General features: G+C 38.9%; 29 protein-coding genes and 1 tRNA gene. 25 read left to right on the top strand and 5 right to left on the bottom strand.

Annotated features, from left to right (window positions below; all coding sequences use genetic code 11):
* Positions 1 to 133 precede the first annotated feature (133 nt).
* Together traF and ADH51_RS05385 are read left to right on the top strand one after the other, a co-directional pair.
* Positions 134 to 469: a conjugal transfer protein TraF gene (traF, locus tag ADH51_RS05390; RefSeq protein WP_048675000.1), complete on the top strand. Its 336-nt coding sequence runs from the start codon at positions 134 to 136 to the stop codon at positions 467 to 469.
* A gap of 18 nt (positions 470 to 487) precedes the next feature.
* Positions 488 to 901, top strand: a complete 414-nt coding sequence (locus ADH51_RS05385) for an acyl-CoA thioesterase (RefSeq protein WP_002884641.1) — start codon at positions 488 to 490, stop codon at positions 899 to 901.
* A 34-nt stretch (positions 902 to 935) separates the two neighbouring features.
* Here the strand turns inward: ADH51_RS05385 and ADH51_RS05380 are convergent, their stop codons facing one another.
* A complete protein-coding gene (locus tag ADH51_RS05380) occupies positions 936 to 1718 on the bottom strand; it encodes a protein-ADP-ribose hydrolase (RefSeq protein ID WP_002884817.1) in 783 nt (260 codons plus the stop codon).
* A gap of 194 nt (positions 1719 to 1912) precedes the next feature.
* Between ADH51_RS05380 and trxA the strand changes: the two genes are divergently transcribed.
* The 5 genes from trxA (at position 1913) to rsmA (ending at position 5106) form a co-directional block, all read left to right on the top strand.
* Positions 1913 to 2227, top strand: coding sequence for a thioredoxin (gene trxA, locus ADH51_RS05375; protein WP_014635076.1), 315 nt, complete (start codon positions 1913 to 1915; stop codon positions 2225 to 2227).
* Positions 2228 to 2292: 65 nt separating this feature from the next.
* Positions 2293 to 2724, top strand: a complete 432-nt coding sequence (locus tag ADH51_RS05370; protein WP_014635075.1) for a CoA-binding protein — start codon at positions 2293 to 2295, stop codon at positions 2722 to 2724.
* A 53-nt stretch (positions 2725 to 2777) separates the two neighbouring features.
* On the top strand, positions 2778 to 3554 hold the full coding sequence (locus tag ADH51_RS05365; RefSeq protein WP_048675023.1) for a TatD family hydrolase: 777 nt from the start codon (positions 2778 to 2780) through the stop codon (positions 3552 to 3554).
* On the top strand, positions 3547 to 4107 hold the full coding sequence (rnmV, locus tag ADH51_RS05360; protein WP_013991215.1) for a ribonuclease M5: 561 nt from the start codon (positions 3547 to 3549) through the stop codon (positions 4105 to 4107). The genes ADH51_RS05365 and rnmV overlap by 8 nt, the downstream gene beginning before the upstream one ends.
* Before the next feature lie 126 nt (positions 4108 to 4233).
* Positions 4234 to 5106, top strand: a complete 873-nt coding sequence (gene rsmA, locus ADH51_RS05355; RefSeq protein ID WP_048674997.1) for a 16S rRNA (adenine(1518)-N(6)/adenine(1519)-N(6))-dimethyltransferase RsmA — start codon at positions 4234 to 4236, stop codon at positions 5104 to 5106.
* Between the two features lie 39 nt (positions 5107 to 5145).
* Here the strand turns inward: rsmA and ADH51_RS05350 are convergent.
* Positions 5146 to 5228: transfer RNA gene (locus tag ADH51_RS05350), tRNA-Leu, on the bottom strand.
* 136 nt (positions 5229 to 5364) lie between these two features.
* Here ADH51_RS05350 and rsgA point away from each other — a divergent pair.
* The 10 genes from rsgA (at position 5365) to gap (ending at position 15268) form a co-directional block, all read left to right on the top strand.
* Positions 5365 to 6237, top strand: a complete 873-nt coding sequence (gene rsgA, locus ADH51_RS05345; RefSeq protein WP_022495977.1) for a ribosome small subunit-dependent GTPase A — start codon at positions 5365 to 5367, stop codon at positions 6235 to 6237.
* Positions 6238 to 6244: 7 nt separating this feature from the next.
* Entirely contained in the window at positions 6245 to 6904 is a 660-nt protein-coding gene (rpe, locus tag ADH51_RS05340) for a ribulose-phosphate 3-epimerase (RefSeq protein WP_002884311.1), read from the top strand.
* On the top strand, positions 6897 to 7529 hold the full coding sequence (locus ADH51_RS05335) for a thiamine diphosphokinase (protein ID WP_048674995.1): 633 nt from the start codon (positions 6897 to 6899) through the stop codon (positions 7527 to 7529). Before rpe ends, ADH51_RS05335 begins: the two co-directional genes overlap by 8 nt.
* A 1-nt stretch (position 7530) precedes the next feature.
* On the top strand, positions 7531 to 8805 hold the full coding sequence (locus tag ADH51_RS05330) for a DNA recombination protein RmuC (protein ID WP_048674992.1): 1275 nt from the start codon (positions 7531 to 7533) through the stop codon (positions 8803 to 8805).
* Positions 8795 to 9736 (top strand): 3'-5' exoribonuclease YhaM family protein, encoded by a 942-nt coding sequence (locus tag ADH51_RS05325; protein WP_048674989.1) that lies wholly within the window; start codon positions 8795 to 8797, stop codon positions 9734 to 9736. The genes ADH51_RS05330 and ADH51_RS05325 overlap by 11 nt, the downstream gene beginning before the upstream one ends.
* Before the next feature lie 93 nt (positions 9737 to 9829).
* Positions 9830 to 10645: a pur operon repressor gene (purR, locus tag ADH51_RS05320; RefSeq protein ID WP_002891918.1), complete on the top strand. Its 816-nt coding sequence runs from the start codon at positions 9830 to 9832 to the stop codon at positions 10643 to 10645.
* 228 nt (positions 10646 to 10873) lie between these two features.
* Positions 10874 to 11287, top strand: coding sequence for a 30S ribosomal protein S12 (gene rpsL, locus ADH51_RS05315; RefSeq protein ID WP_002884809.1), 414 nt, complete (start codon positions 10874 to 10876; stop codon positions 11285 to 11287).
* An 18-nt stretch (positions 11288 to 11305) separates the two neighbouring features.
* Positions 11306 to 11776 (top strand): 30S ribosomal protein S7, encoded by a 471-nt coding sequence (gene rpsG / locus ADH51_RS05310; protein ID WP_002884746.1) that lies wholly within the window; start codon positions 11306 to 11308, stop codon positions 11774 to 11776.
* Between the two features lie 212 nt (positions 11777 to 11988).
* Positions 11989 to 14070 carry an elongation factor G gene (fusA, locus tag ADH51_RS05305; RefSeq protein WP_002884537.1) on the top strand — a complete coding sequence of 694 codons (2082 nt, stop codon included), beginning with the start codon at positions 11989 to 11991 and terminating at the stop codon, positions 14068 to 14070.
* Between the two features lie 187 nt (positions 14071 to 14257).
* Positions 14258 to 15268 (top strand): type I glyceraldehyde-3-phosphate dehydrogenase, encoded by a 1011-nt coding sequence (gene gap / locus ADH51_RS05300; RefSeq protein WP_002884461.1) that lies wholly within the window; start codon positions 14258 to 14260, stop codon positions 15266 to 15268.
* Positions 15269 to 15379: 111 nt separating this feature from the next.
* Here the strand turns inward: gap and ADH51_RS05295 are convergent, their stop codons facing one another.
* Complete coding sequence (locus ADH51_RS05295) at positions 15380 to 16084, bottom strand: hypothetical protein (protein ID WP_048674986.1); 705 nt, start codon at positions 16082 to 16084, stop codon at positions 15380 to 15382.
* A 141-nt stretch (positions 16085 to 16225) separates the two neighbouring features.
* Here ADH51_RS05295 and ADH51_RS05290 point away from each other — a divergent pair, with 141 nt between their 5' ends.
* The 5 genes from ADH51_RS05290 to ADH51_RS05270 all read left to right on the top strand — a co-directional run bounded on the left by ADH51_RS05290 (position 16226) and on the right by ADH51_RS05270 (position 20875).
* A complete protein-coding gene (locus tag ADH51_RS05290; protein ID WP_002884739.1) occupies positions 16226 to 17425 on the top strand; it encodes a phosphoglycerate kinase in 1200 nt (399 codons plus the stop codon).
* Between the two features lie 187 nt (positions 17426 to 17612).
* Positions 17613 to 18116 carry an FUSC family protein gene (locus ADH51_RS05285; RefSeq protein WP_002884568.1) on the top strand — a complete coding sequence of 168 codons (504 nt, stop codon included), beginning with the start codon at positions 17613 to 17615 and terminating at the stop codon, positions 18114 to 18116.
* 173 nt (positions 18117 to 18289) lie between these two features.
* Positions 18290 to 18664: a MerR family transcriptional regulator gene (locus ADH51_RS05280; RefSeq protein ID WP_004183576.1), complete on the top strand. Its 375-nt coding sequence runs from the start codon at positions 18290 to 18292 to the stop codon at positions 18662 to 18664.
* Between the two features lie 48 nt (positions 18665 to 18712).
* Positions 18713 to 20056 carry a type I glutamate--ammonia ligase gene (gene glnA, locus ADH51_RS05275; protein ID WP_002884322.1) on the top strand — a complete coding sequence of 448 codons (1344 nt, stop codon included), beginning with the start codon at positions 18713 to 18715 and terminating at the stop codon, positions 20054 to 20056.
* 186 nt (positions 20057 to 20242) lie between these two features.
* Positions 20243 to 20875, top strand: a complete 633-nt coding sequence (locus tag ADH51_RS05270; RefSeq protein ID WP_048674984.1) for a CHAP domain-containing protein — start codon at positions 20243 to 20245, stop codon at positions 20873 to 20875.
* Between the two features lie 100 nt (positions 20876 to 20975).
* Here ADH51_RS05270 and rnjA read toward each other — a convergent pair whose 3' ends face one another.
* Positions 20976 to 22658: a ribonuclease J1 gene (gene rnjA / locus ADH51_RS05265; RefSeq protein WP_048674982.1), complete on the bottom strand. Its 1683-nt coding sequence runs from the start codon at positions 22656 to 22658 to the stop codon at positions 20976 to 20978.
* 4 nt (positions 22659 to 22662) lie between these two features.
* The gene (locus tag ADH51_RS05260; protein WP_002884752.1) at positions 22663 to 22893 is read right to left on the bottom strand and encodes a DNA-dependent RNA polymerase subunit epsilon; all 231 of its coding nucleotides are present in this window, start codon (positions 22891 to 22893) and stop codon (positions 22663 to 22665) included.
* A 260-nt stretch (positions 22894 to 23153) separates the two neighbouring features.
* Here ADH51_RS05260 and tsaB point away from each other — a divergent pair, with 260 nt between their 5' ends.
* Genes tsaB through tsaD form a run of 3 tightly spaced genes read left to right on the top strand, consistent with a single transcriptional unit; the run spans position 23154 to position 25268 of the window.
* Positions 23154 to 23840: a tRNA (adenosine(37)-N6)-threonylcarbamoyltransferase complex dimerization subunit type 1 TsaB gene (gene tsaB, locus ADH51_RS05255; protein ID WP_014635061.1), complete on the top strand. Its 687-nt coding sequence runs from the start codon at positions 23154 to 23156 to the stop codon at positions 23838 to 23840.
* Positions 23800 to 24255: a ribosomal protein S18-alanine N-acetyltransferase gene (gene rimI / locus ADH51_RS05250; protein ID WP_048674980.1), complete on the top strand. Its 456-nt coding sequence runs from the start codon at positions 23800 to 23802 to the stop codon at positions 24253 to 24255. The genes tsaB and rimI overlap by 41 nt, the downstream gene beginning before the upstream one ends.
* Positions 24255 to 25268, top strand: a complete 1014-nt coding sequence (tsaD, locus tag ADH51_RS05245; RefSeq protein ID WP_002884621.1) for a tRNA (adenosine(37)-N6)-threonylcarbamoyltransferase complex transferase subunit TsaD — start codon at positions 24255 to 24257, stop codon at positions 25266 to 25268. Before rimI ends, tsaD begins: the two co-directional genes overlap by 1 nt.
* The last annotated feature ends 29 nt before the right edge of the window (positions 25269 to 25297 follow it).

Below are 25297 nucleotides of genomic sequence, written 5' to 3'. Positions count from 1 at the left end.
AGGTTCGAGTCCTACTGGCGGAGTATAGATTTCATTGCTGGACGTAGGTCTAGCTTTTTTGTTAAGTTATTTACTTGTTAAAACTCTTAATTTCAGATATGATATGATTATATTTTAATTGAGAGGTATTATTATGTCGAATTTTGCATCAGCATTTACACCTATTTCTGTTACTACTGCTAAAGATAAAATTTCTTCTACAGATAAGTTTATTTTATTTATTGGCCGTTCTTCTTGTCCATATTGTCAACTTTTTGAACCTAAATTATCTAATGTTGCACGTAATTCAAATCTTACTATTTTCTATATTAATAGTGAAAATAGTGAAGAACTTGAAGATATCCAAGCTTTGCGTAAAAGATATGGTATTGCTACCGTTCCAGCTCTCTTTGTTTCAGAAAATGGAACTGCTAAGGTTGTTTGTGACTCTTCTCTTTCTGAGGATGACATTTTAGATTTTATTTCTTAATCTTTTTTGGAGGTTCTTATGTTTATTTGTAAACACGAGGTCCAGTATTATGAAACAGATAGAATGGGTATTACTCATCATTCCAATTATGTACGATGGATGGAAGAGGCTAGAACTTTTTTTCTAAGAGAGATAGGTTGGCCTTATGAAAAAATTGAAGAGGAGGGAATTATCTCTCCTGTTACTTCAATTTCCTGTGACTATAAAGCTACTTCTACTTTTGCAGATGAGATTTCTATTGAGATTATTGTTAAAAGTGTTAAATCTGCTAGACTTTCTTTTGTATACCATATGGTAAATCAGAATGGTGTTCTTGTTTGTACAGCTGCTTCTGAACATAGTTTCTTATCTAAGGATGGTGGTTTTGTTAATCTTAAAAGAGATTATCCCTCATTTTTTAATCTTTTAAAAGAGCATTCAGTTATGCAATAAAAAAAGAAGAAAATCATATTGATTTTCTTCTTTTTTATTCAGCAAGCAGTTTTTGATAAATTGCTAAATTTTCATCATCAAATACGTTAAATATAACTTTTTTTATTATACTTGACTCATTAATAAAGGTTTTGACTGTTTGAATGGCGATTTTGGCAGCTTTTTGTTTTGGAAAATTGAAATCTCCAGTTGATAGACATGGAATAGCAATTGATTCAATGTTATTTTTCTCGGCTAGTGCTAATACTGAAAGATAACTTTTTGCTAAAAGATCTTCATCAATTTGTGTTGGTTGGTCAACTATTTTCGGACCTACAGTATGAATGACAAAGGCAGAAGGAAGATTGTAAGCTGGGGTGATTTTAGCCATGCCAACGGGTTCTTCATATCCTTGTTCTAAGATGAGTTCGAAACAAGCTTGGCGTAACTGAACACCTGCATATGTATGAATAGCATTATCTACACAATCATGAAGTGGTTTCATACATCCTAGTAAGGTTTTATTGGCTGCATTTACGATTGCATCTACTTCAAGTCTTGTAATATCACCCTTCCAGAGGTAGATTCGATCATCTTGAGGGATGGGCTGGAGTGAACTGAGTTGTACAAATCCACGTTCCCCTTTCCTAACTTGTAGGTAAAGGTCTTGTATTGTCAAGAATTGTGTTGATGCTGCCATTGGTTTACGTGTATTAAAGAGGGCTCTGAGAAGCTTTTGCTTTTCCTCGAGTTCTTCTGGGATAATCAAATCATGTAATTCTAGATTTTCTTTTTTGAGTTCACCTATGAGATAGGTAATCATTGCATCTTTATCCATATTTACTCATTTCTATTTTTATAGTTTTTTATTATTATACTCCCAAGATAGGCTGTGAGCAAGTGATGTCTATGATAGGCAATGACTAATATTTGATAAGAATTTTTTATGTATGTGTCAAATTCTTGCAATGGTCTTTAGAATCATATAGAATAGGTCTACAAAAGTTTTATAATGTCTAGGAGGATGAATATATGTCACAAGTAGTAACAGATGCTACATTTGAACAAGAAACAGCTGAAGGACTCGTTTTGATTGATTTTTGGGCAACTTGGTGTGGGCCTTGCTTGATGCAAGCACCAATTCTTGAGCAACTTTCTGAAGAGATTTCAGAAGATGAACTTAAGATTGTTAAAATTGATGTTGATGAGAACCCAGAAACAGCTCAGAAGTTTGGAATCATGTCTATTCCAACTTTACTCTTTAAAAAAGATGGTGAGGTTGTTAAGCAAGTTGCAGGTGTACATACAAAAGAACAAATTAAAGCTATCGTTGCAGAGCTTAGCTAACTAATCTTCACAGTCCCGTTTAGGGATTTTTATTTTTAGTTTATTCGAACGACGAGGAGAGTCATATGTCTTATTCATTTCAAAATCCTAGTGCTGAGGTTATAGAATCTTATTTAAAATCAGCAAAGACGATTGCAATTGTTGGTTTATCTCATCGCAAGGAGGCAGCATCTTATCAGGTTGCTCATTTTCTACAAGCTGCTGGTTATCGTATCATACCAGTAAATCCCAAACTAGAAGGTCAGGAGCTTCTAGGAGAGCATGTTTATGCTTATCTTAAAGATATCCCATTTTCGATTGATATTGTTGATGTATTTAGACGAAGTGAGTTTTTACCAGATGTAGCTTATGATTTTCTTGAGACAGATGCAAAAGTTTTTTGGAGTCAAATTGGTCTTGAGAATGAGGAGGCTGAGACTATTCTTCGTCAAGCGAATAGACAGGATATTGTAATGAATCGTTGTACAAAGATAGAATATATGCGACTCTTTGTTTAATAAAATGAAAAGGTGAGTGAGCTATGCTCGCTCGTTTTTGTTATAATAGACCTATGATTGGAATTTTTGATACGCATACCCATCTTAATGTGGATAATTTTGCAGGAAAAGAACAAGAAGAAATAGATTTTGCAGCTGAACTAGGTGTTATAAAAATGAATATTGTTGGTTTTGATAAGCCGACAATTGATAAATCTTTAGCACTATCAGAGAAGTATGATCAACTATATAGTACGATTGGATGGCATCCTACGGAAGCAGGGTCCTATTCTCAGGAAATTGAGGATATGATTGTATCACAATTGGATAATCCGAAAGTAGTGGCACTTGGGGAGATCGGTTTGGATTATTACTGGATGGAAGATCCTAAAGAGATTCAGATTGATGTCTTTAAGCGTCAAATAGCTTTGTCAAAGAAACACAATTTACCTTTTGTTGTCCATACACGTGATGCATTAGAGGATACTTACGCTGTTATTAAAGAAGTTGGTGTTGGTCCTCGTGGGGGGATTATGCACTCATACTCAGGATCCCTAGAAATGGCTCAAAAATTTGTTGATCTTGGGATGATGATTTCATTTTCAGGTGTTGTGACTTTTAAGAAGGCTTTGGATGTCCAAGAAGCTGCTCAGAAGTTACCTTTAGATAAGATTCTGGTTGAAACGGATGCACCGTATTTGGCACCCGTTCCCAAACGTGGTCGAGAGAATCGTACAGGCTATACACGTTACGTAGTAGAAAAGATTGCTGAGCTTCGTGGTTTAACAAGTGAAGAGGTTGCTAGGGCTACTTATAATAATGCGATGAGGATTTTTGGGCTGGATGAATAAAATAAAAATTCAAGAAGTCATCGTGGTAGAAGGTAAGGATGATACTGCAAATTTGAGACGCTTTTATGAGGTGGATACCTATGAGACTAGAGGCTCTGCTATCAATGAAGACGACTTAGAGCGTATCAATAAGCTTAATGATTTACGCGGGGTGATTGTTTTTACTGATCCAGACTATAATGGTGAACGTATCCGTAAAATCATCATGGAAGCTGTTCCGACAGCAAAGCATGCTTTTTTAAACCGTGGGGAAGCAACACCAAAATCTAAGACTAAAGGTCGTTCATTGGGTGTTGAGCATGCGAGTTTTGAGGATCTTCAAAAGGCCTTATCTGGAGTTCTAGGTAGTTACGATGATGATAATCAGTTTGATATTAGTAAATCAAATCTTATGAAGTTAGGACTACTAATGGGAGCAGATAGTCGAAAGCGTCGAGAATATTTGGGCGAGGCGCTTCGTATTGGTTATTGCAATGGAAAGCAGCTTCTAAAACGTTTGGAATTGTTTGGAATCACTCTAGAGGAGCTGGAAGAGGCTATGTCAAATTATTAGACTACCAGTAATCTTAAAATCAAATCGCTATTAAGTAGCTTATTATAGAGGTTGGGATAATTAAGAATTTGGACCTATTTTTTGTCCAAATATAAAAATCGTGAAATTAATAAGAAAAGAGAATAAATGAGAATTGCAGATTATAGCGTGACCAAGGCTGTCCTTGAACGCCATGGCTTTACCTTTAAGAAGTCTTTCGGACAGAACTTCTTAACAGATACAAATATTTTACAAAAAATTGTTGATACGGCAGAGATTGATAAAAATGTCAATGTAATTGAAATTGGACCTGGTATTGGAGCATTAACAGAATTCTTGGCTGAAAATGCTGCGGAAGTTATGGCTTTTGAAATTGATGATCGATTGGTTCCGATTTTGGAGGATACATTACGTGATCATGATAATGTTAACGTGATTAATGAAGATGTTCTCAAGGCGGATTTACAGACACGAGTAAAAGAATTTAAAAATCCAGAACTACCAATTAAGGTCGTAGCCAATTTGCCATATTATATTACGACGCCAATCTTGATGCATTTGATTGAGAGTAAGATTCCTTTTGCAGAATTTGTCGTTATGATGCAAAAAGAAGTCGCTGACCGTATTTCTGCAGAGCCTAATAGTAAGGCTTATGGTTCTCTATCAATTGCTGTTCAGTATTATATGATCGCTAAAGTGGCATTCATTGTCCCTCGTACAGTCTTTGTACCAGCCCCTAATGTTGACTCAGCTATTTTGAAGATGACGCGTCGTGAACAACCGTTGGTTGAAGTTAAAGATGAGGATTTCCTTTTCCGAGTGGCTAAGGCTAGCTTTGTCCATCGTCGTAAGACATTGTGGAATAATTTAACAAATCATTTTGGTAAATCTGAGGAAGTGAAAGCCCAACTTGAGCAGGCTTTGGAAATTGCAGATATAAAACCTTCTATTCGTGGAGAGGCTTTATCTATTTCTGATTTTGCACACTTATCAGATGCTTTGAGAGAAGCAGGCCTATAATTCAAAAATCCCACTGAATCTCAGTGGGATTTTTAGCTATGCGGAGAAAGGGATTTGAACCCTCACGCTTGAAAAAGCACATGCGCCTGAAGCATGCGTGTCTGCCATTCCACCACCTCCGCAGATGATATGCCTATTATACTGCAATCTATTGAAAATGCAAGGAGGCCCATGGGAAATGGAAGATCAGTTTTTTTGTTCCAGAAAAGCTTTCTAATTTGTGATATAATAGGGCTATTAAACGAATGAGGAGTTCACTTGCAAGGAAGAATTATCAAAGCACTGGCAGGTTTCTATTATGTAGAGCATGATGGTGTTGTATACCAGACGCGTGCACGAGGAAATTTTAGAAAAAAAGGACAAACACCTTATGTTGGAGATTTTGTTGAATTTTCAGCAGAGGAAAATTCAGAAGGTTATATCCTAAAAATTGGTCAACGAATCAATAGTTTAGTGCGTCCACCCATTGTCAATATAGATCAGGCTGTGGTTATTATGTCTGCTAAGGAACCGGATTTTAACAGTAATCTTTTGGACCGTTTTTTGGTTTTACTAGAGCATAAAAATATAAAGCCTGTAATCTATATTTCTAAGATGGACTTGGTTGAAGATGATTCAGAAATGAAAGCTATTCAAAAACAGTATCAAAAAATTGGTTTTGATTTTATCTTCAGTTTGGAAGACCTATTGCCGCTCTTGACTGATAAAATAACAGTCTTTATGGGACAGACAGGTGTTGGAAAATCAACCTTGTTGAACCGTATTGCCCCACAGTTACATTTAGAAACAGGTGAGATTTCAGACAGTCTAGGTCGTGGACGTCATACTACAAGGGCTGTAAGTCTTTATGACGTTCATGGTGGGAAGATTGCTGATACACCAGGATTCTCTTCGCTAGATTATGAAGTGGATAATGCAGAGGACTTGAGTGAAGCTTTTCCGGAAATCCGTCAAGCTAGTCATGGCTGTAAATTCCGTTCTTGTACTCATACCCATGAGCCTTCTTGTGCTGTTAAGGATGAGGTTGAAAATGGCCAGATCTGGCAAGTCCGTTATGATAATTACCTTCAATTTTTAAGTGAAATTGAAAATCGTCGTGAAACATATAAAAAAACTGTAAAAAGAAAGTAGGTCTCTCATGTCATATAAAATTGCTCCTTCTATCCTAGCTGCTGATTACGCTAATTTTGCTTCAGAACTAGCTCGTATTGATGCATCAGGTGCGGAATATGTTCACATTGATATTATGGATGGTCAATTTGTTCCTAATATCAGTTGGGGAGCAGATGTGGTTGCTAGCATGCGTAAACATAGCAAGTTAGTTTTTGATTGTCACCTTATGGTTGTTGATCCTGAGCGTTATGTGGATGCCTATGCACAAGCTGGTGCAGATATCATGACTATTCATGTTGAAGCCACTAAGCATATCCATGGTGCCCTCCAGAAAATCAAAGCTGCTGGTATGAAAGCAGGTGTTGTGATTAATCCTGGAACCCCAGTTGAGGCACTTATTCCTGTACTTGATTTAGTCGATCAAGTACTTATCATGACTGTAAATCCAGGTTTTGGTGGTCAGGCGTTCATTCCAGAAATGATGTCTAAAGTAGAGCGTGTTGTGGAGCTTCGTGAAAAAGGTGGCTATTCATTCGATATTGAAGTTGATGGTGGTGTAGATAACAACACTATTGCAGCATGTGCCAAGGCGGGGGCTAATGTTTTTGTAGCGGGCTCTTACCTCTTCAAAAATCCTGATTTGACAGCGCAAGTTCAAACGCTTCGTGATGCTATCGATGCCTAAAATAGCTTTATTTGTCGGTGGTGAGCTAGAGTGGTTCGCTACCGATTTTGATTATTTTGTTGGGGTGGATCGTGCGTGCTTACGTTTGTTGGATTTAGGTTTACCTCTTGATTTGGCTGTCGGAGACTTTGATTCAGTATCTCGGTCAGAGTTAGAGATGATTCAATCAGCTGCCAAAGATTGTATGATTGCTCCAGCTGAAAAGGATGATACGGATACAGAGTTAGCCCTAAAAATTATATTTCAGCTATATCCTGAGGCGGAAGTAACTATTTTTGGTGCTTTTGGTGGCAGAATTGATCATATGTTATCAAATATATTTTTGGTCAGCGATCCTGAATTAGCTCCTTTTATGAGGCGTATCTGTTTGCGAGATAAGCAAAATAAGATTACTTATTATCCAGAAGGAAGTCATAAAGTTTTACCAGAACCCGGAATGACATATGTTTCTTTTTTACATGAAGGAGATGGAGAACTGACGATTTTGGGAGCAAAATACGAATTAACTAGTATGAATTATTTCCAGAAGAAAATCTATTCTAGCAATGAATTCGTTGATGGTCCTATTCAAGTGCTTGTGCCAAATGGATATGTGATTGTCATCCAGACTAAAGATAGGAGTTAGTATGATCTATCTACTTACACTTTTAACTTTATTAAGCTTGGGGATTCTTATTGCTCTTTTCTTGAAGAATATGGAGTTAAAAGAACAGATTAATAAGAGTTTGGAAGAAAATGCAGATAATCTTTCAGATCAAGTTTCGTTTCAATTGGAAAGTTTTGCTAAGACAAACCAACTGGAAACAACAAAGCAATTGAACCAATTGCAGATGGAACTATATCAACAGTTGACAGATATCCGAGAGGTTTTACATCAAAATTTGTCTGATAATCGAGACCGTTCCGACCAACGCCTTGAGCAAATAAACCAAAGCTTAACCAAAGCTGTTAAAGATATGCAGGATTCCAATGAGAAACGTTTGGAACAAATGCGTCAGACAGTTGAAGAGAAACTTGAGCAAACCTTACAAACACGTTTACAAGCCTCTTTTGAGACGGTTTCAAGACAATTAGAGTCGGTTAACCAGGGCTTGGGGGAAATGAAAAATGTAGCCAAGGATGTTGGAAGTCTTAACAAGGTCCTCTCAAATACAAAAACACGAGGTATTTTGGGAGAGCTTCAATTAGGGCAAATTATTGAAGACATATTGACTGTTAATCAGTACGAGCGAGAATTTCCTACGGTATCAGGTTCAAGTGAACGAGTTGAATATGCAATCAAAATGCCAGGAAACCATAAAGATGAATATATCTACCTTCCCATTGATTCTAAGTTTCCTTTGGAAGATTACTATCGTCTGGAAGATGCTTATGAGTCTGGTAATAAAGAGGAGATTGAGAATCACCGTAAGTCACTTTTGACTAGTATTAAGCGATTTGCAAAGGATATTAACAAGAAGTATCTTAACCCACCTGAAACCACAAATTTTGGTATATTATTTTTGCCGACGGAAGGACTTTATGCTGAGGTAGTACGTCAACCAGCCTTCTTTGATGCCCTTCGTCGCGAGGAGAATATTGTTATCGCAGGGCCGTCAACCTTATCAGCACTCTTGAATTCATTGTCTGTAGGATTTAGAACTTTGAATATTCAAAAGAATGCGGATGATATTAGTAAGATTTTAGGCAACGTCAAACTAGAGTTTGGCAGGTTTGGAGATATGTTAGCTAAAGCTCAGAAACAATTGAATACAGCAAGTAAAACCGTCGATAGTCTTCTTAACACAAGGAGTAGGGCAATTGTTAGAGCTCTTGATACAATTGAAACCTATCAAGACAGTGCGACACAAAGTTTGTTGGATTTACCACGATTAGAAAACGAGGACAAGCATGAAGATTAATCAAATGAAAAAAGACGAGTATTTTGAAGGTTTTTATCTGATTAAGCGTGCAGAGGTACGTAAGACAAGAGCAGGAAAGGATTACATTGCCTTTACATTCCAGGATGATACTGGAGAGATTTCAGGCAACCTATGGGATGCTCAGCCTTATAATGTCGAAGAATTTACCGCAGGTAAAGTAGTGCATATGGAGGGCCGTCGAGAGGTTTATAATAATACTCCTCAGGTAAACCAAATTACCTTACGCTTGCCTACATTTGGTGAGCCAAATGATCCGGCTGATTTCAAAGAGAAACCACCAGTAAATCCTTCCGAAGTACGCGAATACCTAGAGCAAATGATTTTCAAGATTGAGGAAGCAACTTGGCAGCGTGTTGTTCGTACCCTCTATCGAAAGTATAATAAAGAGTTTTTCACTTTTCCAGCTGCTAAAACAAATCATCATGCCTTTGAAAGTGGACTAGCCTATCATACAGCTACTATGGTTCGCTTAGCGGACAGCATTGGAGATATTTATCCAGAGCTCAATAAGAGTCTACTCTTTGCCGGAATTATGCTTCATGATTTAGCTAAGGTTATTGAACTTACTGGTCCTGAAAATACTGAGTATACGGTTCGTGGAAACTTGATTGGTCATATTGCTTTGATTGATGAAGAAATCACTAAGGTGCTCATGGAGCTCAATATTGACGATACGCGTGAGGATGTCGTTGTTTTGCGTCATGTTATTCTCAGCCATCATGGACAACTAGAGTATGGTAGTCCAGTGCGCCCCCGTATTATGGAGGCAGAAATTATTCATATGATTGATAATCTTGATGCCAGTATGATGATGATGACGACAGCCCTTAACCTAGTAGGTCCAGGAGAAATGACAAATCGTCTCTTTGCTATGGATAATCGTTCTTTCTACAAGCCAAAATTTGATTAAAATCGAAATTAAGCGAGCATTTCATATGAAAATGTTCGTTTTTTGCTGTATTATGGTATAATAGTTAAAAAGTACAGAAAATATAGGTAACATATGAAATTAAAACGAAGTGAGCGCATGGTAGTGATTTCAAACTACCTGATTAATAATCCTTATCAATTGACAAGCCTCAACACCTTTGCAGAACGTTATGAAGCTGCAAAGTCTTCAATCTCAGAAGATGTTGCTATCATTAAAAAAGCTTTTGAGGAAAGTCAAATAGGAGAAATCGAAACAGTAACTGGTGCATCTGGTGGCGTTATGTTTACACCGACTATTTCTGATGAAGATGCAAGAAGTCTGGTTGAAGATCTTTGTAAACGTCTTTCCGAGAGTGATCGTATCTTACCAGGTGGTTATCTCTACCTATCTGATTTATTGAGTACACCGTCTATTTTAAAAAATGTTGGTCGTATCATTGCCAGTGCCTTTAAAGGACAAAAAATTGATGCCGTTATGACAGTTGCAACCAAAGGAGTTCCTTTAGCAAATGCAGTAGCAGATGTCTTGAACATTCCATTTGTTATCGTTCGTCGTGACTTGAAAATTACAGAAGGTTCAACCGTATCGGTAAACTACGTTAGTGGTTCAAGTGATCGTATTGAAAAGATGTTCCTTTCAAAACGTAGTTTGAAACCAAATAGCCGCGTCCTTATTGTTGATGATTTTCTTAAAGGTGGCGGTACCATTACGGGTATGATTAGCTTGCTTTCAGAATTTGATAGTGAGTTAGTAGGTGTAGCTGTATTCGCAGAAAATGCTAAAGGCGATCGTGATATCCATGAATATAAATCATTACTTACTGTTTCTGACATCGATGTAAAAGCACAGAAGGTAGAAGTTGAAGTCGGTAATATTTTTGATAAATAATTAATCTACGATAGTATTCCTAATTTAACGATTAGGAATTTTTCTTTTTAACAAGAAAGTCTTGACAATAATCATCAAAAAATGATACTATATTAGACGGTACTTTTTACTTTTGGTCTCTCAAAAGTGTACAGAGACGTGCTGACATAAGTTGCAAAAGTACACAAAGATATGGGCTGTCACCAAGTGCCATATCAACCAAAAATAAAAAAACACAGGAGAATGTAGATGCCTACAATTAACCAATTGGTTCGTAAACCACGTCAATCAAAAGTTGTTAAATCTAAATCACCAGCTTTGAACGTTGGTTACAACAGCCACAAAAAAGTTCAAACTAACGTATCTTCACCACAAAAACGTGGTGTTGCAACACGTGTTGGAACAATGACACCTAAGAAACCTAACTCAGCCCTTCGTAAATTCGCTCGTGTACGTTTGAGCAACCTTATCGAAGTTACTGCTTACATCCCAGGTATCGGACACAACCTCCAAGAACACAGCGTTGTTCTTATCCGTGGTGGACGTGTAAAAGACCTTCCAGGGGTACGTTACCACATCGTCCGTGGTGCACTTGATACTGCAGGTGTAGCTGATCGTAAACAAAGCCGTTCTAAATACGGTGCTAAACGTCCTAAAGGATAAGAAGGGAGATAAGATAAAATGAGTCGTAAAAATAGAGCGCCTAAACGCGAAGTATTGGCAGATCCATTGTACAATTCAAAAATCGTTACACGTCTTATCAACCGTGTAATGCTTGACGGTAAACGTGGTACTGCTGCAACAATCGTATACGATGCTTTCGAGCAAATCAAAGAAGCAACTGGAAACGATGCTCTTGAAGTATTTGAAACAGCTATGGACAACATCATGCCTGTACTTGAAGTACGTGCACGTCGTGTCGGTGGTTCAAACTACCAAGTCCCAGTTGAAGTTCGTCCAGAACGTCGTACAACTCTTGGTCTTCGTTGGTTGGTTAACGCATCACGTGCGCGTGGTGAACACACTATGAAAGATCGTCTTGCAAAAGAAATCATGGATGCTGCAAACAACACTGGTGCATCAGTTAAGAAACGTGAAGATACTCACAAAATGGCTGAAGCAAACCGTGCCTTTGCACACTTCCGCTGGTAATCATAAGTTTCAAGCTGAATTACAGTCATATATTCATAAGCTAAGATTATGGATTTGTAATAGGCTGACTCTGAATTTAAATAATATTATTCATATCATTTGAAAACCAGTTAAATATTAGTGAAAAAACGGGTAGGTCCTGCCTATCCGTTTTTTGACAATAATGTTATAATAAATAAGTAAACTAAAATATTTATAGGAGAATAAACCTAATGGCACGCGAATTTTCACTTGCAAAAACTCGTAATATCGGTATCATGGCCCACGTCGATGCCGGTAAAACAACTACAACAGAGCGTATCCTTTACTACACTGGTAAAATCCACAAAATCGGTGAAACTCACGAAGGTGCATCACAAATGGACTGGATGGAGCAAGAACAAGAGCGTGGTATCACAATCACATCTGCCGCTACAACAGCACAATGGGATGGTCACCGCGTTAACATCATCGATACACCAGGACACGTGGACTTCACAATCGAAGTACAACGTTCACTCCGTGTATTGGATGGTGCCGTAACCGTTCTTGACTCACAATCAGGTGTAGAACCTCAAACTGAAACAGTTTGGCGTCAAGCAACTGAGTATGGTGTTCCACGTATCGTATTTGCCAACAAAATGGATAAAATCGGTGCAGACTTCCTTTACTCAGTAAGCACACTTCACGATCGTCTTCAAGCAAACGCACACCCAATCCAATTGCCAATCGGTGCTGAAGATGATTTCCGTGGTATCATTGACTTGATTAAAATGAAAGCTGAAATCTATACTAATGACCTTGGTACAGATATTCTTGAAGAAGATATTCCAGCTGATTACGTTGATCAAGCAAACGAATACCGTGAAAAATTGATCGAAGCAGTTGCTGAAACTGACGAAGATTTGATGATGAAATACCTTGAAGGTGAAGAAATCACTAACGAGGAATTGAAAGCAGCTATCCGTCGTGCAACAATCAACGTTGAATTCTTCCCAGTTCTTTGTGGTTCTGCCTTCAAGAACAAAGGTGTTCAATTGATGCTTGATGCGGTTATCGATTACCTTCCAAGTCCACTTGATATCCCTGCAATCAAAGGTATCAACCCAGATACAGACGAAGAAGAAACTCGTCCAGCATCTGATGATGAGCCATTTGCAGCTCTTGCCTTCAAGATCATGACTGACCCATTTGTAGGTCGTTTGACATTTATCCGTGTTTACTCAGGTATCCTTCAATCAGGTTCATATGTAATGAACACATCTAAAGGTAAACGTGAACGTATCGGACGTATCCTTCAAATGCACGCTAACAGCCGTCAAGAAATTGAACAAGTATACGCTGGTGATATCGCTGCTGCTATCGGTTTGAAAGATACTACAACTGGTGACTCATTGACTGATGAAAAAGCTAAAGTTATTCTTGAGTCAATCGAAGTTCCAGAACCAGTTATCCAATTGATGGTTGAGCCTAAGACTAAAGCTGACCAAGATAAGATGGGTATCGGTCTTCAAAAACTTGCTGAAGAAGATCCAACATTCCGTGTTGAAACTAACCCTGAAACTGGTGAAACAGTTATCTCTGGTATGGGTGAACTTCACCTTGATGTCCTTGTTGACCGTTTGAAACGTGAACACAAAGTTGAAGCAAACGTTGGTGCTCCACAAGTATCTTACCGTGAAACATTCCGTGCTGGAACACAAGCACGTGGATTCTTCAAACGTCAATCTGGTGGTAAAGGTCAGTTTGGTGATGTTTGGATTGAATTTACTCCAAATGAAGAAGGTAAAGGTTTCGAATTCGAAAATGCTATCGTCGGTGGTGTGGTTCCACGTGAATTCATCCCTGCAGTAGAAAAAGGATTGGAAGAATCTATGGCTAACGGTGTCCTTGCTGGATACCCAATGGTTGACATCAAAGCTAAGCTTTACGATGGTTCATACCACGATGTCGATTCATCTGAAACTGCCTTCAAGATTGCTGCGTCTCTTGCACTTAAAGAAGCTGCTAAGACTGCACAACCAACTATCCTTGAACCAATGATGCTTGTAACAATCACTGTTCCTGAAGAAAACCTTGGTGATGTTATGGGTCACGTTACAGCTCGTCGTGGACGTGTTGATGGTATGGAAGCACACGGTAACAGCCAAATCGTTCGTGCGTATGTTCCACTTGCTGAAATGTTCGGTTATGCAACAACACTTCGTTCTGCAACTCAAGGTCGTGGTACATTCATGATGGTATTTGACCACTATGAAGATGTTCCTAAATCAGTTCAAGAAGAAATCATCAAGAAAAATTCTGGTGAAGCTTAATTAGAACTTATAAAGTTAAGGTACTTATGAAAGTAAGTGCCTTTTCTATTTGCAATTTTTTGAAAAAAATTATATAATATGACTGTTGAAAGGTTGAATTGAAAGCGCTCAAGTTAATCTTTTCACAATAGGGAGAGCTTGCTCTCAAAATTATATTTATTTGATTTTCATAAGGAGGAAATCACTAATGGTAGTTAAAGTTGGTATTAACGGTTTCGGTCGTATCGGTCGTCTTGCTTTCCGTCGTATCCAAAACGTAGAAGGTGTTGAAGTTACGCGCATCAACGACCTTACAGATCCAGTTATGCTTGCACACTTGTTGAAATACGACACAACTCAAGGTCGTTTCGACGGTACTGTTGAAGTTAAAGATGGTGGATTTGAAGTTAACGGTAAATTCGTTAAAGTTTCTGCTGAACGTGACCCAGAACAAATTGACTGGGCTAACGACGGTGTAGAAATCGTTCTTGAAGCAACTGGTTTCTTTGCTAAGAAAGATGCTGCTGAAAAACACTTGCACGAAGGTGGAGCTAAGAAAGTTGTTATCACTGCTCCTGGTGGAAACGATGTTAAAACAATCGTATTTAACACTAACCACGATATCCTTGATGGTACTGAAACAGTTATCTCAGGTGCTTCATGTACTACAAACTGCTTGGCTCCAATGGCTAAAGCATTGCAAGATAACTTCGGTGTTAAACAAGGTTTGATGACTACTATCCACGCTTACACTGGTGACCAAATGATCCTTGACGGACCACACCGTGGTGGTGACCTTCGTCGTGCACGTGCTGGTGCTGCAAACATCGTTCCTAACTCAACTGGTGCTGCTAAAGCTATCGGTTTGGTTATCCCAGAATTGAACGGTAAACTTGACGGTGCTGCACAACGTGTTCCAGTTCCAACTGGATCAGTTACTGAATTGGTAGCAGTTCTTGAAAAAGACGTTACTGTTGATGAAGTGAACGCAGCTATGAAAGCAGCTTCAAACGAATCATTCGGTTACACTGAAGATCCAATCGTATCTTCAGATATCGTAGGTATTTCTTACGGTTCATTGTTTGATGCAACTCAAACTAAAGTACAAACTGTTGATGGTAAACAATTGGTTAAAGTTGTTTCTTGGTACGACAACGAAATGTCATACACTTCACAACTTGTACGTACTCTTGAATACTTCGCGAAAATCGCTAAATAATTCAATTGTATAAAAAGAAGAGCTTCGGCTCTTTTTTTATTTTCCAAAATAATAAAACAGCCGTATAAATAGGCTGTTATAATCTCAGTAGGATTGTGATTTATGAATAAGCTAGAAGGCATTCCAAATGAGTAGAAAGAGCATGATACAACCCCAGGCGTTTTTATTATGTTTTTGTATAGCTAGCATACCATAAATAAGTATAAAAACGGTAAGTGATTCAAATAGGGTATAGACATCAAAACCAATGATTCCATGGATAAGGAGGCAAAAAATCGCACAAGTTATTGCCCCACTATCTAACCAAATGTAAGGAGATGGAAAACGTATGCGTATCTTTTCAGCGATGACTACATAGTTAAATCCTTCCCAGAATCCCCAAATAAGACAGATGAATAGGTATGCCAGGATATTACTAGGAAATGATTGGCTCATTACTTCTTTTGTTAATTGTATTGATTGAAGAGGTAGATAGGAATGAATCTGATGAGTAATTCCTTTAAATATGATAAGTGGTAGGGCTACAAGAAGAGATTGAAAAAGGGTGGTAACTAGATTTTTGGTGATTAATCCAAAGTGTCTGAAAGATTCTTTGCGATAAAGCATAACAGTGCTGGTTCCTAAGCCTGCGATGGCAAATTGACAACTAGCTAATAAGATTAATCGCAGCCATAGCGGTACTGAGGTTTGGTTAGTGTATGAAAAAAGAGTTGGTTTAAGAGTAAGAAAGAGGAGCAGAAGAACAAGGGTAAGAATAAGGATTACATTTAGATCATGGTCAGCTTGTTTCTGCTTCTTGTTTAGCGGTTTTTTCATGGATATTCGACCTTTCTATTTAGATTATATGCTAAATGTCTTATACTAGCAATAAGCTAGAAATCCTTCTGATTTTGCTATCTCTTTTATGCATTTTGTGATATAATGAAAACGTATTAAAAAATTAAGGAGTCTGATCAAATGGCTAAATTGACTGTTAAAGATGTTGACTTGAAAGGGAAAAAAGTTCTCGTTCGTGTTGACTTCAACGTACCTGTAAAAGATGGCGTGATCACTAACGACAACCGTATCACTGCTGCCCTTCCAACTATCAAGTACATTCTTGAACAAGGTGGACGTGCAATCCTCTTCTCTCACCTTGGACGTGTAAAAGAAGAAGCTGATAAAGAAGGCAAATCACTTGCTCCTGTAGCTGCTGACTTGGCTGCTAAATTGGGTCAAGACGTTAAATTTATCCCAGGTGTTACACGTGGTGCTGAATTGGAAGCAGCTGTTAACGCTCTTGAAGATGGACAAGTTCTCTTGGTTGAAAACACTCGTTTTGAAGATGTTGATGGCAAGAAAGAATCTAAAAATGATCCTGAACTTGGTAAATACTGGGCATCACTTGGAGATGGTATCTTCGTAAACGATGCATTCGGTACAGCTCACCGTGCACACGCATCTAACGTTGGTATCTCAGCAAACGTTGATAAAGCTGTTGCTGGTTTCCTTCTTGAAAACGAAATTGCTTACATCAAAGAAGCAGTTGAAACTCCAGAACGTCCATTCGTAGCTATCCTTGGTGGTTCTAAAGTATCTGATAAGATTGGTGTTATCGAAAACCTTCTTGCAAAAGCTGATAAAGTTCTTATCGGTGGTGGTATGACTTACACATTCTACAAAGCACAAGGTATCGAAATCGGTAACTCACTTGTAGAAGAAGATAAACTTGATGTTGCTAAAGCTCTTCTTGAAAAATCAAACGGTAAATTGATCTTGCCAGTTGACTCAAAAGAAGCTAATGCATTTGCTGACTACACTGAAGTGAAAGACACTGAAGGTGAAGCAGTAGACCCAGGTTTCCTTGGTTTGGATATCGGTCCTAAATCAATTGCTGAATTCGATAAAGCCTTGACTGGTGCGAAAACAGTTGTATGGAATGGTCCTATGGGTGTATTTGAAAACCCTGACTTCCAAGCTGGTACAATCGGTGTGATGGACGCAATCGTGAAACAACCAGGCGTTAAATCAATCATCGGTGGTGGTGACTCAGCTGCTGCAGCAATCAACCTTGGACGTGCAGATAAATTCTCATGGATCTCTACTGGTGGTGGTGCTTCTATGGAACTTCTTGAAGGTAAAGAACTTCCAGGATTGGCTGCACTTACTGATAAATAAGTCTATTAGAATGAAAAGAGTTGGGAAACCAACTCTTTTTTGTGTCATCTCTTTGAATATTTGATAGAGGCTTAAATTATTATTGGGAAGTAAATTTCTCTCAAAAAATTGCGATTATTAGTTTGAACTTTGCGTCATAATACTGTAGAAGTAGCCAAAAGTTTCATAATCATGTTAAAATAGTAAAATGGGATTGAAATTTGAACCGAAAAAATTTAAATTTGGTATGCGTACACTTAAGACGGGGATTGCTGTCTTTCTTGTTTTAGGTCTTTTTTCTGCTTTAGGGTGGGAAGGGCTTCAGATTGGTTGTTTGACAGCAGTCTTTAGTCTTCGAGAAAACTTTGACAGAAGTATTCAGTTTGGTAAATCACGTATTTTTGCGAATACGGTTGGAGGGCTTTTGTCGCTATTATTTTACTTTGTGAATATGTGGTTTAATCATTCAGTTTGGGTGACCTTGCTATTGGTTCCAATTTTGACAATGCTGACGATTGTCATTAATGTGTCTTTTAATAATGCATCTGGTGTTATTGGAGGGGTGGCTGCACTTCTGATTATTACTTTGTCTATTCCACCTGATAATACCTTTACTTATGTTATTGCACGAGTCTTTGAAACTTTCTGTGGAGTCTTTATAGCAATCCTTGTCAATTATGATTATGATTGGTTACTTAAACACTTAAAATAAGAATGATAGGGTTCTATTGAACTCTATTTTTTATGTTTTTTTGATAAAATCCTTAAATTAGAGCGAATACACAATATAATGTTCGGGAATTGCTCGTTGTGTAAGAAAAAGTAACATAAACTGTTGACATGTAGAAATATTCAGAATATAATTGTTAGGAAAGGAGGATGATCATGGCAAGAGAGAAAGAATTAAGACGTTCTCTAGCTGTTTTTCCGATTGGAACAGTTATGAAATTGACGGATTTAACTGCTCGTCAAATTCGTTACTATGAAGATCAAGGTTTAATTCAACCTGAACGTACAGCTGGAAATCGTCGTATGTACTCATTAAATGATATGGATCGTTTATTGGAAATCAAAGATTTTTTGGATGATGGTTACAATATTGCAGCGATTAAGCATGAGTACGAAGAGCGTGAAGTTCGTGCCCAACAAAAACAAGCGGCTTTAACAGATGCGGACGTTCGACGTATCTTGCATGATGAACTCCTTCAGCAAGGCCGTTTTACGACCCCGTCACAACAATTTGGTAACTTGCGTATCTAATTACGCTTTGAACTTTTATTTTTGGTTTTTATAAAGGAGACCCCTATTATGGCAATCACAGCAGCTGATATTCGTCGCGAAGTCAAAGAGAAGAATGTTACTTTCTTGCGTTTAATGTTCTCTGATATTCTTGGTGTTATGAAGAACGTTGAAATTCCTGCGACAGATGAACAGTTGGATAAGGTACTTTCAAATAAAGCTATGTTTGATGGTTCATCAATCGAGGGATTTGTTCGTATCAACGAATCTGATATGTATCTTTACCCAGATCTTGATACGTGGACAGTTTTCCCTTGGGGGGATGAAAATGGTGCAGTAGCTGGTCTTATTTGTGATATCTATACCTCTGCAGGTGAACCATTTGCTGGTGACCCTCGTGGTAACTTGAAAAAGGCTTTGCGTCATATGGAAGAAGTTGGTTATAAATCATTTAACCTTGGACCAGAACCAGAATTCTTCCTTTTCAAATTAGATGAACAAGGTAATCCTACACTTGAAGTTAACGATAAAGGTGGTTATTTTGACCTTGCACCAACTGACCTTGCAGATAACACACGTCGTGAAATCGTTAATGTGTTGACAGAAATGGGATTCGATGTTGAAGCATCTCACCACGAAGTGGCTGTTGGTCAACATGAAATCGACTTCAAGTATACAGATGTTTTGAAGGCTTGTGATAATATCCAAATTTTCAAATTGGTTGTTAAGACAATCGCTCGTAAACATGGTCTTTATGCGACATTTATGGCGAAACCTAAATATGGTATTGCTGGTAGCGGTATGCACTGTAACATGTCTCTCTTCACTGAAGAAGGAAATGCATTCTTTGATCCAGAGGATCCACGTGGTATGCAATTGTCTCAAGATGCTTACTACTTCCTTGGTGGTTTGATGAAACATGCATACAACTATACTGCAATTATTAACCCAACAGTTAACTCTTACAAACGTTTGGTTCCTGGATACGAAGCTCCTGTATATATTGCATGGGCAGGTAGCAACCGTTCACCATTGATTCGCGTTCCTGCGTCTCGTGGTATGGGTACACGTTTGGAATTACGTTCAGTAGACCCAATGGCAAACCCATACTTGGCACTTGCAGTTCTTTTGGAAGCTGGTCTTGATGGTATTATTAACAAGATTGATGCTCCAGATCCAGTTGAAACAAACATCTACTCAATGTCTCCTGAAGAACGTAAAGAGGCTGGTATTATTGATTTGCCATCAACACTTCGTAACGCTCTTAAAGCATTGGAAACAGATGAAGTGGTTCGTCAAGCTTTGGGTAATCATATCTATACAAACTTCCTTGATGCGAAACGTATGGAATGGGCAAGTTATGCTACCTTTGTTTCACAATGGGAAATTGATAACTACTTGGACATTTATTAATAAATTAAATTTGAAGATCAGGTTATGCCTGGTTTTCTTTTTATTCTAAATTCATTAAGTTCTTGGACAAATTACGTAGTTTTAACTGAGCTGTTTTCTTTTGTCATATTTCTTTATTCCCCCTTAATCGCATTAAAATATGAGAGTGTTAAACTAATTTTATATTAATCTTATTCAGGGGGAAATATGAAAACTACAAAAAAAGCTGCTTTGGCAGTAGCCTCAAGTGCATTATTGCTCGGTCTTACAGTCGCACAAACAGTTAATGCTGATACTTATACAGTTCAAAATGGAGATTCATTCTTCGGGATTGCTAGTCAGTATGGGGTAGATCCTTATCAATTGGCAGCTGAAAATGGCATGACTATTTGGTCAACAATTGTTCCTGGTGGAAGCTTGGAAGTTTCAGGTGCTACGACAGCAGTTGAGGAAACAACAGAAGCTTCTTCTTCAGAGGTAGCAGCTACTGATTCAGATGCTACTTGGAATCGTTATCCAGTTGGTCAATGTACATGGGGTGTTAAGGAAGTCGCTCCATGGGCAAGTAACTGGTGGGGTAATGGTGGCGATTGGGCAGGAAGCGCTGCTAGCCAAGGTTATGCTGTAGGTTCAACACCTGTGACAGGATCAATTGTATGTTGGACTGATGGTGGTTACGGTCACGTTGGTTATGTAACACAAGTTGGTCAAGATGGTCAAATTCAAATCTTGGAGTCAAACTATCAAGGTCAACAACAAATCAATAACTATCGTGGTTGGTTTGACCCACAAAATTCACTAACACCAGGTTCAGTATCTTACATTTATCCAGGTGCATAAAATGAAAAAAGCGTTATAAGCGCTTTTTTACTTGCTAGAATGGTGTGCTCTAGACTGGATTTAAACTTTAAAAAATGGTAGCCATCTAGCTACCATTTTTTTATTTATCAGGTGTGAGAATCATTGGAATAATGATTGGTTCACGTTCTGTTTTTTCATATAAGAATGGGCGTAAAACATTGACGATTGCTCCATTAACAGATTGGATGCTAGCATCCTTATTCTTAAGAGCGATACGAATAGCATTGAATAGAATGCGTTGGCTTTCGCGGATAAGATCGCCAGATTCACGCATGTAGATGAAGCCACGACTGAGGATGTCTGGACCGGCTAGAATCATCTTAGACTTGAAGTCGACAGTTGCTACGGCAAGTACGACACCATCTTCAGAGAGATCACGACGGTCACGAAGAACGGCAGCTCCGATATCCCCAATACCATTACCATCAACATAGATATCTTGAGCATTGAAGTGACCTGCACGACGCGCAGAGTCTTTTGTTAGGGCCAAGACATCACCATTTTCCATAATGAAGATATTATCTTTTGGAACACCACAATCAACAGCAAGACCTGCGTGGACTTTCTGCATGCGGTATTCACCGTGAACAGGCATAAAGAATTTTGGTTTGATCAAACGAAGCATGAGTTTTTGCTCTTGTTGACCACCGTGTCCAGAGGTATGGATATTGTTGATTTTACCGTGGATAACATCGACCCCAGCTTCTTGAATAGTATTAATCAAGCGGTTAACGCTGGTTGTGTTTCCTGGGATAGGGCTAGATGAGAAGATAACAGTGTCACCAGGTTGTAGTGTCACTTGGCGGTGCATCCCGTTAGCGATACGTGCAAGGGCTGCCATAGGCTCTCCTTGAGAACCGGTACACATGATAAGAATCTCACTGGCATGGTAGTTTTTCATCTCACTAGGGTCAATGATAGTTCCTTTTGGAACTTTGATGTAGCCTAGTTCAACCCCGTTGACAATGGCTTTTTCCATAGAACGTCCGAAGACAACAATCTTACGGCCAGTTTTTACAGCGGCTTCGGCAGCTTGTTGCAGACGGAAAATATTTGAGGCAAATGAGGCGAAGATAATACGTCCGTGGATACCTTCAATAATTTTCATGATGGATTGACCAACGACCTTTTCGGAATTTGTGAAAGTTGGTACTTCAGCATTGGTTGAGTCTGAGAGGAGGCAAAGAACGCCTTCTTCACCAAGTGCAGCCATACGGTGAAGGTCTGCTGGCTCACCTACTGGGGTGAAGTCAAACTTAAAGTCACCGGTACACACAATTTTACCTTGAGGTGTATGGATGACAATACCGAGAGGTTCTGGAATTGAGTGAGTAGTACGGAAGAAGGTCACGCTCATATTTTTGAAAGTAAGCTCTGTATTAGCATTAATTTCATAGAGTTGTGCGTCACGAAGTAGTCCGTGTTCTTCCAACTTTCCTTTGATAAGAGCAAGAGCAAGTGGCCCTGCATAAATTGGGATATTTGCCTGTTTAAGAAGGAAGGGGATCCCACCAATATGGTCTTCGTGACCGTGGGTAATGACAAGTGCCTTTACACGATCAACGTTTTCAACGATGTAAGAATAGTCCGGGATAACATAGTCGATTCCGAGAAGATCATCCTCGGGGAATTTAATACCCGCATCGACGATGATAATCTCATCTTGGTATTCAATACCATAGGTATTTTTACCGATTTCCCCCAAACCACCAATCGCATAAACCCCAACTTCTTCAGGTTTTAGATTGATTTTTGATGCCATGGTCTTAGAACTCCGTTACTTCAAAAACGCCTGTTTCTTTTTCGTATTCAAGGGCTTTTTCTGAGAGGAGCTCGATGAATTCGATGTTATAGGCAGTGTTTTTTTCGATGATTTGACGAGCTTGGATACGTCCCTCAAGTTCAGTTTCTGCATCGATATCTAGGTAGAGTGATTTTGTCTGTTCACGGCGTGGATTACGCTCTTTAGTTTCTTGGTAAAAGACTTTATAAATCATGGTTTTCCTTTCTTTCCAAAAGGCTCTGCCATTCTATAAAAAAACCGGTCAAGTTAATCTTTCTATGATTTACTTGACGTTATGATATTCACTTTATGAGTAATAGCTAGTAGCCTTGATTCGTTTAACAATTACTATTATTGTACCATAAGATAAGGGCTAGATAAAGAAAATGGCGGAAAAAGTTGGAAAATGTTCGTTTCTGGGAAACAGTGACTTGTGTTATAATAGAAAAGCATAAAAGGAAACAAGGAAAAAAGATGAAAATATTAGCATTTGATACTTCTAGCACAGCTTTATCAGTAGCCTTGTTAGAAGATGAGAAACTAGTGGCAGAGTCAACTGTCACAGTAAAAAAGAACCACAGTATTAGTCTAATGCCAACCATTGATTTTTTAGTTGCTCAGGCAGGTTGGCAACCGTCTGATTTAGAACGTATTGTGGTTGCACAGGGTCCTGGTTCTTACACAGGGCTTCGTGTGGCTGTCGCAACAGCTAAGACTTTAGCCTATGCGCTCGACATTGATTTGGTGGGAGTTTCAAGCCTACAGGCACTGACAGACCTTTCGGTTGACGGTGTTGTGATTCCTATTATGGATGCCCGTCGTAATAATGTTTACGTTGGTTTTTATGAAAATGGTCAGGCCCTCGTCCCAGATTGCCATGCAGCTTTTGTAGATGTTCTTGAGCAAGCTAAAACTTTTGAAAAGGTGACATTTGTCGGTGAAGTGGCTAATTTTGTGGATCAGATTAAAGAAAGCCTTCCAGAAGCAACTATCTTGTCAAGTCTTCCGTCTGCCCAGTTAATTGGTCGTTTAGGCTTGTCCTTGCCTTCTGTTGATGTGGATGCTTTTGTTCCATATTACTTGAAGCGGGTTGAGGCGGAAGAGAATTGGCTTAAGACGCATGAGGAGACTAACCGTGACAACTACATCAAGCGCGTCTAGATTGAGTAGCCAAGAGCAAGCTCAACTGATTTATCGGATTTTGTCGGATGTTTATGACAAATCTCCGTGGACGATAGAACAAGTGGTAGCGGACTTGGCTTTGGATACTACTGAGTATTTCTATGTTTATGACCAGGAAGAAGTTGTTGGTTTTTTAGCCCTTCAAAATTTGGTGGGTGAGCTTGAGGTGACCAATATCGCCGTTTTAAAAGCTTATCAGGGGCGTGGTTATGCTAGTCAGCTGATGAAGCATTTGGAAGAGCGTAGTGAGCCTATATTTCTAGAAGTGAGGGCTTCAAATCAAGTCGCTCAGACACTTTATAGAAAATTTGGTTTTGAAAGTCTAGGGATTCGGAAAAATTATTATCATGAGCCTCAAGAAGATGCAGTTATCATGAGGCGAGAGGAAGTCTAATGGCAGATAGATATATTTTGGCAGTGGAGAGCTCGTGTGATGAGACTTCAGTTGCCGTTTTGAAAAATGAGAAGGAACTTTTAAGTAATATTATTGCCAGTCAGGTGGAAAGCCATAAACGTTTTGGTGGTGTTGTTCCTGAGGTGGCTAGCCGTCACCATGTGGAAGTGGTAACTCTTTGCATTAAAGATGCCCTTTCTGAGGCGGGAATTACTGCTGAACAACTAGATGCTGTAGCAGTAACCTATGGTCCTGGTTTGGTCGGGGCGCTCTTGGTCGGGATGGCAGCTGCTAAGGCCTTCGCTTGGGCACACGGATTGCCTTTGATTCCAGTTAACCATATGGCTGGGCATCTTATGGCAGCGCGTGAGGTTCAAGAATTGGAATATCCCCTCTTAGCACTTTTGGTGTCTGGGGGACACACAGAGTTGGTTTATGTGTCAGAACCGGGGGATTACAAGATTGTTGGTGAGACACGTGATGATGCAGTTGGTGAGGCCTATGACAAGGTCGGGCGTGTGATGGGTTTGACCTACCCAGCCGGGCGTGAAATTGATGAATTGGCTCATAAAGGGAAAGATGTTTATGATTTTCCACGCGCTATGATTAAGGAAGACCACTTGGAGTTTTCATTTTCAGGCCTGAAGTCAGCCTTCATCAATTTACATCACAATGCAGAACAGAAGGGAGAAGCACTAGTTAAAGAAGACCTTTGTACTTCTTTCCAAGCTGCTGTGTTGGATATCCTTCTAGCTAAGACTAAGAAAGCCTTGGAGCGTTATCCTGTCAAGACACTTGTTGTTGCAGGTGGCGTGGCAGCTAATCAGGGCTTACGAGAACGTTTGGCTGAAGAAATCACAGATGTAGATGTAGTCATTCCGCCTTTACGTCTTTGTGGTGACAATGCTGGCATGATTGCTCTAGCAGCTGCTATTGAATGTGATCAAAAACATTTTGCTGAGTTGGACTTGAATGCAAAACCAAGTCTAGCCTTTGCAGGATTTGAAGAATAAGAAGAACCTCTTACTAGTTTGGTAAGAGG

Origin of the sequence: Streptococcus sp. 449_SSPC, assembly GCF_001073005.1 — a bacterium.
Lineage (GTDB): Bacteria > Bacillota > Bacilli > Lactobacillales > Streptococcaceae > Streptococcus > Streptococcus salivarius_F.
This window is presented reverse-complemented; position numbering and strand designations above follow the sequence as displayed.